An 11952-nucleotide genomic window follows, 5' to 3' on the forward strand; every position below is an offset into this window, starting at 1 on the left:
TAATACTTGATAAAAAAAGCTGACTGGTGAATGATATTGCCATGGCAGAGCGTTAGCTTTGCTGAGTAAATTGAATGATATCCTTTTATAGCACCATTAGGTGCACCTATTTAATCATGTTATGCAAAGTAGCAGGTGATTAAGTGAACTATATTATCAACGGCAGTTTGCTCTTTGATACCGAAGAGCATTTACTCTCCAATAAGCAGAATAATAAAACGTTAACGTTAAGTGCTATTTCATCCCGGCTTTTCTGTGAGCTTTTGAAAAATCCTGCCGGTGTGGCTCGAGAGCATTTGCTAAATGTCGTCTGGTCAGAGCATGGACTAACGGCGTCAAATAATAACCTCAATAATCATATTAGTATATTGAGGAAGCATTTGGAAGAGTTGGCTGATCTGCACGATCTGATTAAAACCGTGCCCAAAAAAGGCTTTGCCTTGAACCGCAACCATATGATTGTGCTGGTTGAGGGAGAAGGGCAACCTGTGAAGACGGTTCAGGGATCAACGGTGAAGGAAAAACCCTGGTTCAGGTCAATTTATATAAGTCTTGCTCTTTTTATCCTGGTTTTGTTAGCGCTGTTTACGTCGCTGTATGGTGACAAAATTCACTCGATGTTTGCAAATACTCAGACTAAAACCTTCTATAAGTATAAAGGCTGCGCATTGAAAACGCTGAGAGAGATCCCTGAAAAAAAACGGCAGGCGTCCATCGCTCTCGTCATGGAGATGATAAGAAAGAATGACGTTGATTGTGAGTACGATCGCTATGACGTGTTTTTCTATCTCAGTGGCGAAGAACAGAGCACCCACCAATTCAGAATGCTGTCTTTGTGCCGCAATGAGAATGGCGGCAATTATGATCATTGTTACAGCATAAAAGTGGTTTGAAGAAGATGAACAGGAAAAAGTTGGCGTGGATGTTTATCATCATTCTGTTGTTATGTACATCAACATTGGTGTACCTGATGTCTACGGAGAGCAAAGGACAATACTTCAAGTGTGATACAGAGGTCTATTTCGAAAATGTAGCCAGCCACAGCAAGATTGAAGGTGATGTCTCTCTCATGCTGGTAAGCGACAATATAGGCATGCTTTATGTGAGGGGAGTGCTCAACAAGGAAGGGGTGAATTATAATGTCAACCGCAAGATTTACTTTAACTACAGTAATAAACCCTACGGCAGCTACTATCATCTTAAGAAAATCGGTGATGAAAATTACTCCACCTCCAATAGTGCACCGGATGCGTTGTTCAATGAGCTGATCTTTGAGAATAAACAAGAGTTGTATCTCTCGATTACCCCCATCGGCAATGGCGGCTATGAACTGCGCGAGATGATCTTCCCGATAGCCATATGTGCGAGCAAGCGGATGTAAAAGAGCAGCCAATCTCTCGATTGGCTGCTTGGGGGAAGCTAAGGCTGGCCTTAGGCTTCGATTGGGGCACGCCAGTCGTCAGAACCCGAAGTCCCGGCGGTGGTGTGTTCCCAAGTGATTTTACGGTATGCCAGTGAAACGCGAACCAACTGAGTGAACTCAGCCTTGGTTGGGTCCTGGCAGTGTGGCATTTTGCAGTCGATATCGATGATGGTGGCATCTTCCAGTTTGGTGGTAAAGAAGTGCTCTTGTTTACCTTCGATCGATGTGCGGTACCATTTCAATTCAACCGTTGGCAGCATTTCGCCTGAGGCCAATGCGTTATACAGCAATGGAACAGCTTTGTTATAAGCCACAGTGAAGCGGAATGGCTTATGTGCACGCTGCCCTGATGGCTGGCCAGACTGCGGATCGGTTGGTACGGTAACGATATGTTCAAATTCCTGAACCAGCATCTGGTCTTCGTGGCCTTGAACAAAGATGTTACCGACAGATTCAGCGGTAAATGCGCTGGCGGTAATATTACCTTGGGTTTTCCCTGTGATAGAGATATAAGCTGGAGTTGGCATCTTAAAGATCCTTGTCAGTTAGCTTGGTATTAACTCAATGCTAGTCACACCGACTAGCCGATATTAATCGACCTCGAATGTCACTTGCCCCACTTCTCACTTCGGCCATCACTATAATCGGGACTTTCCCTAGTGCCAAGCCACTCACAAATTTGCAATGTTTATTGGTATCGTTAATGGGATAAAAAATTATAATATTTGCATTATTGGTGTTTTATGCTGGATTAAATATTGATGATGATTATGATTTGCGTCGCTATTATATATAAAATAATTACTTTATTTTTTAACTCATTGTTTTAAATGATTTTATAAATTTTTGTGAAATTATTTTTTATGATCATAAGCCGGAAGTGGCTCTTGCCAGGTGATAAATTATTAGGAAGCTTAGTAAAGAAAAATTTATGGACTTTTACCGGTCAGATCGAGGACGATACATTCAGTGAAGCTATGCTAATGCAGGAGATGTCCAGCTTCGTCGGAAGCCGTAAACTGATTTTTCGGGCTTTTTGATATTATTTAGGATAATTCGCAGGTTTTTGCGGGATATGGGAAAATTCCCATATTTACGTGCGAAATAGGATTACTCCTGGACCTCAGTGCGACATAAACGAAGATATTTAGTTTTACGGTGATAGATTTGCTATCTGAATGGATGGTGCTAACTCTATTAGCATGGATGATATCTGAATGTCATTTTCCGGTGCTCATTCAACAAACATTAGCTGGTATTCCCTTATTGTGACTAAAAGGACGAGTGATGAGTAAGAATAATCAAAGCAGTGTTGCCCCCAAGGAAAGGATCAACATCAAGTACGTTCCTAACACGGGTGATCAAACCTCTGAAATTGAACTGCCACTGAACTTGATGGTGGTTGGCGATCTCAAGGGGGTTCGTGAAGACACCCCGATTGAAGAACGTCAGGTCGTTTCCGTCAGCAAGAACAACTTCAACGCGGTGATGAACGAAGCCAATATCAACCTTTCGTTCACTGTACCCAATCACCTGGAAGGTGAGGGGAAAGAAGAGATGCCGGTCACATTGGCGATCAATTCCCTCGACGATTTCTCACCGGACAACGTGGCGAAAAATGTCCCCGAACTGAAAAAAATTCTGGAACTGCGGGAAGCGCTGGTCGCCCTGAAAGGGCCTCTGGGTAACATTCCTGCCTTCCGTTCTCGTCTGCAAGATCTCCTAGGCAATGAAGAAATGCGTGAGCAGTTGCTAAAGGAATTGGACATTCTTAATCAGAAATAATTGAGACGGAAAGAGGGAATTTAACGTATGTCTTTACATGAAGAAAATGCGGTTTTAGCTGCCGAGCCTACCAGTACCACTTTCCTGCTAGACGAGATCATGTCTCAGACCCGCATGATGCCGGGTAATGATGGCTATGACGTCGCCAAACAGGGCGTTGCTGCATTTATCAGCAGCATTTTGGACACCGGCACCAACGAAGAGCCGATCAACAAGCTGTTGGTCGACAGAATGATCATCGAGCTGGATAAAAAGCTCAGTGCTCAGATGGACGAAATTCTGCATGCCAAAGAATTCCGCGAAATCGAATCCTCCTGGCGTTCACTGAAGCTGCTGGTGGATCGCACCGATTTCCGTGAAAACATCAAAATCAACATCATGCACGCGACGAAAGAAGAGCTGCTGGAAGATTTTGAGTTCTCGCCGGAAATTATCCAGTCTGGTTTCTACAAGCACGTGTACTCATCCGGTTACGGCCAGTTTGGCGGCGAACCTACCGCAGCCATCATCGGTAACTATGCGTTCAGCAACAGCACCCCGGATATGAAGCTGCTGCAATACGTCAGCGCCGTTGGGGCCATGGCACATGCGCCGTTCCTTTCCAGCGTTGCGCCGGACTTCTTTGGTATCAACAGCTTTACCGAGCTGCCAGCCATCAAAGACATGAAGTCGGTGTTCGAAGGGCCAGCACACACCAAATGGCGTGCGCTGCGCGAGTCGGAAGACTCCCGCTATCTGGGCCTGACCACGCCACGTTTCCTGCTGCGTTTGCCGTATTCCACCGTTGAAAACCCGATCAAGAATTTCAACTACTACGAAGACGTCAGCAAGGATCACGAACACTTCCTGTGGGGCAACACCGCATTCCTGCTGGCCGCCTGCCTGACAGACAGCTTCGCCAAGTATCGCTGGTGTCCGAACATCATCGGGCCACAAAGCGGTGGTGCAGTGCACAACCTGCCGGTTCACCTCTATGAGGCGATGGGCCAGGTACAGGCGAAGATCCCGACCGAAGTACTGATCACCGATCGTCGTGAATTTGAGCTGGCGGAAGAGGGCTTTATTACCCTGACCATGCGCAAAGGCACCGACAACGCGGCGTTCTTCTCGGCCAACTCGGTCCAAAAGCCGAAGGTCTTCCCGAATACCCATGAAGGCCGGATGGCGGAAACCAACTACAAGTTGGGTACCCAACTGCCGTACATGTTCATCATCAACCGTCTGGCTCACTACATCAAAGTGCTGCAGCGTGAGCAGATTGGTTCGTGGAAAGAGCGTCAGGATCTGGAGCGTGAGCTGAACATCTGGCTCAAGCAATACATTGCCGATCAGGAAAACCCACCGACCGATGTCCGCAGCCGCCGCCCTCTGCGTTCTGCTCAGATCCAGGTTCTGGATGTCGAAGGGGATCCGGGCTGGTACCAGGTGGCGATGCAGGTGCGTCCACACTTCAAATACATGGGAGCCAGTTTCGAGCTCTCGCTGGTTGGTCGTTTGGATAAGGAATAACAGGCCATGGCTGCGCTTCTTAATTGGGAGCGAGGAAGTTCTGCCAGCTTGTTTGAGCGTATCCAGGGGAAGGGCTTAGGCCCTTCCTCACATAGCCGTGTTCAAGAGCTATTAATCTCAATCAAGCAGCATTTGAACGAAGTCCTCAATTCGCGCCCCGGAGCCTGCCAAAGTGCTGCAGGCCTGGGGGTTATTGATCTCAATGATGCCACGGCAACCACGTCTGATTTCCGTAAGAGTATTGAGCAGGCCATCAAGGAGTGTATTGAACGCTACGAGCCAAGAATTTCCGAGGTTGCCGTTCAATCCCTGGTGGATCAGGGGGACCCACTGTTATTGAGTTTCCATATCAGTGCTCAAGTTGATTTCGACAATATCGGCGATGTGGTTGAGTTCAATATCCAATTGGACAGCAACCGCCGTTACTGCCTAAACCAGGAAGCATAATGTCGTTCGAAAAGTACTTCAGGGATGAGCTGGATTACCTCCGGCAATTAGGGCGGGATGCCGCAATCGAACGGCCGCATCTTGCTGCCTTTTTATCCGAACAGGGTTCCGATCCGGACGTTGAGCGCCTGTTGGAAGGCTTCGCCTTTCTGACCGGCAACCTGCGCGAAAAGATCGATGACCAGTTTCCGGAGTTGACACACGGCCTGCTGAATATGCTGTGGCCGAACTATTTGCGGCCAGTGCCCAGCATGACCATCGTCGAATACACGCCGAACAGCAGTGCACTCACTGAAGCGACGTTGATCGAGCGCGGTAGCCAGATCGAGAGCGTCCCGATTGCGCAAAGGGCGGAACGTGGCGCGTTGCAAAACGACAGCGAAACACACGGCCCCCAGTGCAGCTTCACGCTGTGCCGGGATGTCTGGCTGTTCCCGATGGGTATCCAGGATATCGCCGTCAACAACAGCAACGAACAGGGGATATTGAGCATTCACTTCGGCGCCAAGGCGGAGTTGAACGTGCAGGAAATGCGGCTCGATAAACTGCGTTTCTATCTGGGTGAGGACGGTTACACCAGTACCCAGCTCTATTTCTGGATCAGTCACTATTTCGAACGGGCCGACCTGGTGGTCAACGGCATTACTATTCCGATGCCGGACTTTGATTTCAACCCGGTGGGCTTTGAGCGCGAAGATGCGCTATTGCCTTACCCGAAAAACGCCTATGTCGGCTACCGTATCCTGCAGGAGTATTTCTGTTTCCCGGAAGGCTTCCTGTTCTTTGACGTGGCTGGCGTGGTGGATTTCCCCGCGCATCTGAAAGCCAGCGAGTTCACCCTCAATCTGCATTTCTCCCAGCCATTGCCTCCTGAGGTGAAGATACGGCCAACCACCCTGCGCCTGAACTGCACCCCTGCGGTGAACCTGTTCAAACGCGATAGCGAGGCGATAGCCCTGGATGGCACACAAACCGAATATCCACTGTGCGCCAGTTACCATCATCCTGAACGCTACGAGATCTTCTCGGTCGATCGCGTGGAGAGCTGGTTAAGCAAAGATCCCAAGGGCAGCGGGCGGGGGCAGGCTAGAAGCTACCCGGCGTTTGAAAGTTTCCATCATCAGGTGGAACCTGCGCAGGAACGCAACATGCTCTATTACCGCCTGCGGGTGAAAAACTCGCTGTTCCGTAAGGGCTTTGAGCATTACATCTCCTTTGTGCGCAGTGATGAGACGGAGGTAGCGCTGTCGCAAGAAAACGTGTCGGTCAGCATGACCTGTACCAACCGCGAATTACCGCTGGCGCTCCGCGTGGGGGATATCTGCCAACGGACGCAAGCAGGCCCGTCCTTTGCCACCTTCCGTAATATTACCCGGCCTTCGGTACCGCTGTATCCGGTGTTGGATGGCAGCCTGCAATGGTCTTTATTGTCCAATATGTCATTGAACTACATGTCATTATTGGACAAGGATTCGTTAAAACAGATCCTGCAAACCTATGATTTCCCCAGCGTACACAACCGGCAATCCGCTCGGTCGTCGCAAAAAAAACTGGACGCGATTTCGCGTATCGAAACCCAGCCGATCGACAGGTTGTTCCGGGGTTTACCGGTCAGAGGTCTGCAAACCACCCTCTGGCTGGAGCAAAGCGCTTTTGGTTCTGAAGGTGAGCTCTACCTGTTTGGTACGGTGTTGGCACGCTTCTTCTCCCTGTATGCCAGCGTCAACTCGTTCCACCTTTTGAAAGTCATCAATCTTGATAATCAGGAATGTTACCAATGGCCGGTACAGACGGGTCAACATGCATTGATGTAAGCGCGGGTGAAGGCGTACCGCCTGAGCCAGTGCTGGATGTGTCACGCTATAACTTTTACCAATTGGTCGAGCTGCTCAACCAAATGGCGGTAGCGTGGCAAAAATCCCCGGGTTCATCCAGGCCAGCCGATGAGGCAATCCGCTTTAAATCGACCGCCAGCCTGGCTTTTCCAACCCGTGACGTGATCGCGTTGGAGACTTCCGCTCGCGGCCAGTTTGAGCTGGAAGTTTCTTTCCTTGGGTTGCATGGCAGCCAGTCGCCGTTGCCCGGTTATTACCTGGACTCGTTGGCCTGGGAAGATGCCCAGAACGAAAACCGCCTGACGGATTTTCTCAACGTGTTCAACCACCGGCTGTTAACGCTGCTGCATCAGATTTGGCGCAAATACCGCTACTACATCTGCTTTGACGAGGGCGGTAACGATGATGTCTCGCAGCGCATGTTTGCGCTAGTGGGATTAAGTAACGAGGCGATCCGCAAAAAACTGCGTATCCACCACGGCAAAATGCTGGCCTATGCCGGCTTGCTGGCCAGCCCTGGGCGGGCACCGGAAGTGATTTGCAGCCTGGTGGCACACTGTTTCAACCTGGCGGATGTGACGCTGCAAAGTTGGCAGCTGCGCAAGGTCAAAATCGCCCCGGAGCAGCAGAACCGCCTGGGCGGCAGGGTGAAGGTCAGCGGCCAGAAATACCAGGGGAAATCGGTGCTGGGCGTCAATTTCTCGCTGGGATCGCAGGTGGCGGATCGCAGCGGCAAATATCAGTTGTGCCTTAACCAACTGACGCGTGAACAGTTCTTGTCATTTTTACCTAACGGGGAGAATTACGAGCCGTTAGAGATGTTTGTGGCTTTCATTATGCGCGACCAGTTTTCGTGGGATTTACGCCTGGGTCTGGCAGAGCAGCAGGTGGGCGGCATGATCCTGGGGACAGAACAAAACAACCTGCTGGGCTGGACCAGCTTCCTCGGGGAACCCGAGCAACAGCCCCACGTAACCATTAGCGTTATGGAATGACAATCAAGATTCAGGAAGAGAGATCATGGATAAACAGCAACCGACGCTATCATTGCGAGTCGTCAATAGCGACAGATTGGAAAGTGGCAAACCGGCCAGCAGCCTGTTTAATGCACAGGGTGGGGTGGTGGGCAGTGACGGCAGCCATCATTGGTCTATTCAAGATCAGGGCGGCAATATCAGCCCTTCACAGTTTGCCATTGAATGGCGGGATGGGTCCTTTTGCCTGCGGGTGCTCAACGGTGCGGTGAGTATTAACCAGTCGATGCTGACGGCCAACTCCGGTTTGGTGCGCATCCAGCAAGGTGACGAGATCAGCGTAGGCAACCTGGCCATCAAGAGCCATATCAGCCGCTCGAACGCCGATATGATCGATCCGCTGATGGTTTCGCCGGAATCGCTGGTCTCCAGCTACAGCAACCCGCTGGAAGCGATGATGGAAGGAGGCAATGCGCAGCCTTCCCATCATGAGCAGGACAACCGCCTGGCCGCCACGGTCGCTAACGGTTTCAGCCACGACCCGCTGCGGGTATTGGAAACCGAAAGCCTGACGATGCACGAACCTCTGAGCACCCTCACCGGTGCCGATCAATCATTACAACAGGATCGCTACCGCGATCCGCTGTTCTCTTCTCCACTTTCTGATATCACCAAGGACAGTGCCATGGATCAGGAGTTTATCGATCTGCCGCAAATCAGCAGTTTTCTTTCCGGCCAGCAGGCACCGTCAGACAGCAAGATGGAACAGCAGCACGTGGCGATCACGCCGCTGATGCGGGGTTTTGGCGCGCAACTGCCAATCCGCAACAGCCAGGAGGCCAATGACTTCCTCGAAGAAGCCGGTAAAACGCTCAGGGCTGCCATTGAAGGGTTATTGGCTTTGCAGCGCAGCCAACACGGCCTGCGGGACAAACATCTGCGCCCAATCGAAGATAACCCGCTGCGTCTGAATATGGACTACGACACCACGCTCAGCCTGCTGTTTGCCGATCAAAAAAGCCCGGTCCACCTTTCCGCCCCGGCGGCGGTGGCCGAGAGCCTGCATAACCTGCGCCTGCACCATCAGGCCAACCAACAGGCGATTGCCCAGGCGTTGAGCACCATGCTGGAAGCCTTCTCCCCAGAGCGACTGCTGACGCGCTTTAGCCATTACATGCGCAGCAACGAGCGCCAGGAACAAGACTCCGCCTGGGCCTGGGAAATGTACAAAAACTACTACCAGGAATTGGCCTCCAGCCGCCAGCAGGGCTTCGAAAAGCTGTTTGGCGAAGTGTATGAACAGGCTTACGACCAGGCGCTGCGCCAGGGGATGAAGGACAGCGAACGATGAAAGGTGGCAGAGGATACTTTCTGACGACTGCGCTATGCCTGGTGCTGATGCTGTCAGGCTGCACGATATGGAAAAACAAGAAGCCGGAGCGCGCTACCGAGCAGCCTTCTACGCTGCGGTTGACGCTGCTGGCGGACGCGAATATCAACCCCAATGAGAAAGGCGAGGCCGCGCCGACCGAGATTGCGGTGGTGTACCTGAGCGATGATTCCAAACTGCTGGCCGCCGACTACGACCAGCTCGACACGGAAATACTGAAGAAAACGCTCAGTAAGAACTACATCGACCATCAGGAATACACCCTGCTGCCGAGCCAATATAAACCGTTACCCGCTATTGAGCTGGAAGAGAAGACCCACTATCTGGGGGTGATTGCCTACTATGCCGACGTTGATCGCGCTGAATGGAAAAAAATCATCAAGATCAAAGATGTTGGTCATAACTACGGCGTGCTGATCCACGTTAAAGCGGATGAAATCGACTTAAGGAAAGAGGAAGAATAACCATGCCGACCAAGAATCGGGTGATCTGGCGCGAAGGCCTGTTCATTAAGCCACAACACTTTCAACAGCAACAGAGACATAACGATTATCAGCTGCAGCGCCGCATCACCGCGCTGACCAATTACGCCTATGGCTTCCACTCGCTGCAGATCAATCAGGAACTGCTCAAGCTGGGGCGTATCGGCTTGACCAACGCCAGCGGCAGCATGGCCGATGGCACGGTGTTTGATATTCCTTATCAGGATTGCGCGCCCAAGCCGCTGGACGTACTGAACTGCAACGACGCCGCCAGCCGCGATATCTATCTGGCGTTGCCGATGCTCAACGACACCATCAATGAGGTTGCCAGCCCGCACAGCCCACTGCCTGGGGCGATCCGCTACGCCGAACATACCGATGACGTGCGCGATTTGCATACCGACGGCGGCGATGTCAGCCAGCTGCTGCTGGCCCAGTTGGCACCGCGTTTGATGCAGGGCTCCGAAGATCTCAGCGCCTATTCCGTGCTGCCGGTCTGCCGCATTAAAGAGAAGCACCCGGACGGCTCGCTGATCCTGGATGAAGAATTTATTCCTACCTGCACCACCCTGCACGCCTCCGTACAGTTGAAAGACTTTATGGATGAAGTGGAGGGTACCTTGGTGGAGCGCGCCCGGCTGTTGGCCAAACGTATCGGTTCGCCGGGCCAGCAGGGGATTGCCGACGTGGCCGAATTCATGATGCTGCAGGTGTTTAACCGCATGCAGCCTTTGTTCACCCATCTGTCTCATCAGGCGGTGCTGCACCCACAGGATTTTTATAGCCACCTGGTGCAAACCTGTGGCGAGTTGCGCACCTTTACCGACGAATCACGTCTGGCAGGCAGCTTCATCGTTTATAACCATGACAACCTGACCGATTGCTTCCAGCCGCTGTTCCTGGCGATGCGCCAAACGCTCAGCACGGTGCTGACACCGCGTGCTATCTCGGTACAGCTGCATCCACAGCCTAACGGCATTCGTGTGGGGACGATCAACGATAGCGATCTGTTGCGCAGCGCTGACTTTGTGCTGGCCGTTCGGGCGCAGATCCCGCAGGAACAGCTGCGGCGGCAATTCGTGCAGCAAACCAAGATCACCTCGCTGGAGAAAATCCGTGAGCTGGTTAGCCTGCAACTGCCTGGTGTACCGCTGGTGGCGCTCTCTGCCGCCCCGCGTCAACTGCCTTACCATTCCGGCTATACCTACTTCATGTTGGATCGGCAAAGCCCGACCTGGAAAGAGGTCCTGCAAAGCAATGCGATTGCCTTCCACGTTTCGGGTGACTTCCCTGAACTGGATATGCAGTTCTGGGCGATTAGGAGCAGCTAATGAAAATGCATGCCGTCACGGATAACCCCGCGCTGCCCGAAACGGAAACCGTCACTTCGTATCGGCAATATCAGCTCCCGCTGCGCGGCGAGAGCCTGAATGCGATGGTGGACGCCGCCACGCCGTTACTCGGCATGGTGCTGCGCTTGAAAGATATGGAAAACCAGCCGCTGCCAGACCAGCTTTATCAGCAGGTGGTAACGGATATCCGCGCCATTGAGCAGTTCCTGCAAACCAAAGGCTACGAGCCAGGGGCGATCGTTTCGTTCCGCTACGTGCTTTGTACCTTTATCGATGAGACGGCGTTGGGGCACGGTTGGAATACGCAAAATGGCTGGTTGCAGCAGTCCTTGCTGGTGCATTTCCATAACGAAACCTGGGGCGGTGAGAAGGTGTACGTCCTGCTGGAACGCCTGATGGGCGAACCCAAACGTTATCAGGATCTGCTGGAGTTCATCTACCTGTGTTTCTGCCTGGGTTATCGCGGCCGCTACAAGGTGACATTGCAAAACAGCGATGACTTTGAACGGCTGTTCCGTCGGCTGCATCACCAACTGCAACAGCTGCGCGGTGAAGCGCCTGCGACCGTCTTGCACCAGAAACAAAGCCGCACCGGCGGGCGTTATTACCTGAGTAAACGGTTGACCATCAAGCACCTGCTATGGGGTGGCTTAGGCCTGTTGACGGTGATTTACCTGTTCTATGCCATCCAGTTACATGGACAGACTCAGGATATTTTGCAGCAGCTAAACAATTTATTGAGCTAGGAAGCACAG

General features: G+C 51.8%; 12 protein-coding genes. 11 read left to right on the forward strand and 1 reads right to left on the reverse strand.

Annotation, left to right across the window (positions count from 1 at the left end; genetic code table 11):
- Positions 1-143 precede the first annotated feature (143 nt).
- Positions 144-893, forward strand: coding sequence for a winged helix-turn-helix domain-containing protein (locus tag ACMV5H_RS17300; protein ID WP_115158304.1), 750 nt, complete (start codon positions 144-146; stop codon positions 891-893).
- Positions 894-970: 77 nt separating this feature from the next.
- The gene (locus ACMV5H_RS17305; protein ID WP_181817492.1) at positions 971-1381 is read left to right on the forward strand and encodes a hypothetical protein; all 411 of its coding nucleotides are present in this window, start codon (positions 971-973) and stop codon (positions 1379-1381) included.
- A gap of 50 nt (positions 1382-1431) precedes the next feature.
- On the opposite strand, the gene ACMV5H_RS17310 is transcribed toward ACMV5H_RS17305, so the two are convergent.
- The gene (locus ACMV5H_RS17310; RefSeq protein WP_021178406.1) at positions 1432-1950 is read right to left on the reverse strand and encodes an Hcp family type VI secretion system effector; all 519 of its coding nucleotides are present in this window, start codon (positions 1948-1950) and stop codon (positions 1432-1434) included.
- 760 nt (positions 1951-2710) lie between these two features.
- On the opposite strand from ACMV5H_RS17310, the gene tssB reads away from it, so the two are divergent.
- From tssB to icmH, 9 genes are read left to right on the forward strand one after another with little or no spacing between them, the layout of a single operon-like run.
- Positions 2711-3208, forward strand: coding sequence for a type VI secretion system contractile sheath small subunit (tssB, locus tag ACMV5H_RS17315; protein WP_021178405.1), 498 nt, complete (start codon positions 2711-2713; stop codon positions 3206-3208).
- 27 nt (positions 3209-3235) lie between these two features.
- Complete coding sequence (gene tssC / locus ACMV5H_RS17320; protein WP_021804827.1) at positions 3236-4717, forward strand: type VI secretion system contractile sheath large subunit; 1482 nt, start codon at positions 3236-3238, stop codon at positions 4715-4717.
- A gap of 6 nt (positions 4718-4723) precedes the next feature.
- Positions 4724-5164, forward strand: a complete 441-nt coding sequence (gene tssE, locus ACMV5H_RS17325; RefSeq protein WP_021178403.1) for a type VI secretion system baseplate subunit TssE — start codon at positions 4724-4726, stop codon at positions 5162-5164.
- Positions 5164-6978, forward strand: coding sequence for a type VI secretion system baseplate subunit TssF (tssF, locus tag ACMV5H_RS17330; RefSeq protein WP_059200449.1), 1815 nt, complete (start codon positions 5164-5166; stop codon positions 6976-6978). Before tssE ends, tssF begins: the two co-directional genes overlap by 1 nt.
- Positions 6942-7994, forward strand: coding sequence for a type VI secretion system baseplate subunit TssG (gene tssG, locus ACMV5H_RS17335; RefSeq protein WP_021804824.1), 1053 nt, complete (start codon positions 6942-6944; stop codon positions 7992-7994). Before tssF ends, tssG begins: the two co-directional genes overlap by 37 nt.
- Positions 7995-8019: 25 nt before the next feature.
- Positions 8020-9324 (forward strand): type VI secretion system-associated FHA domain protein TagH, encoded by a 1305-nt coding sequence (gene tagH / locus ACMV5H_RS17340; protein ID WP_021804823.1) that lies wholly within the window; start codon positions 8020-8022, stop codon positions 9322-9324.
- Positions 9321-9827 (forward strand): type VI secretion system lipoprotein TssJ, encoded by a 507-nt coding sequence (gene tssJ / locus ACMV5H_RS17345; protein WP_021178399.1) that lies wholly within the window; start codon positions 9321-9323, stop codon positions 9825-9827. The genes tagH and tssJ overlap by 4 nt, the downstream gene beginning before the upstream one ends.
- 2 nt (positions 9828-9829) lie before the next feature.
- A complete protein-coding gene (tssK, locus tag ACMV5H_RS17350) occupies positions 9830-11176 on the forward strand; it encodes a type VI secretion system baseplate subunit TssK (RefSeq protein WP_414822173.1) in 1347 nt (448 codons plus the stop codon).
- Entirely contained in the window at positions 11176-11943 is a 768-nt protein-coding gene (gene icmH / locus ACMV5H_RS17355; RefSeq protein WP_021178397.1) for a type IVB secretion system protein IcmH/DotU, read from the forward strand. The genes tssK and icmH overlap by 1 nt, the downstream gene beginning before the upstream one ends.
- The last annotated feature ends 9 nt before the right edge of the window (positions 11944-11952 follow it).

Source organism: Serratia sp. N21D137 (genome assembly GCF_047530005.1).
Lineage (GTDB): Bacteria > Pseudomonadota > Gammaproteobacteria > Enterobacterales > Enterobacteriaceae > Chania > Chania fonticola_B.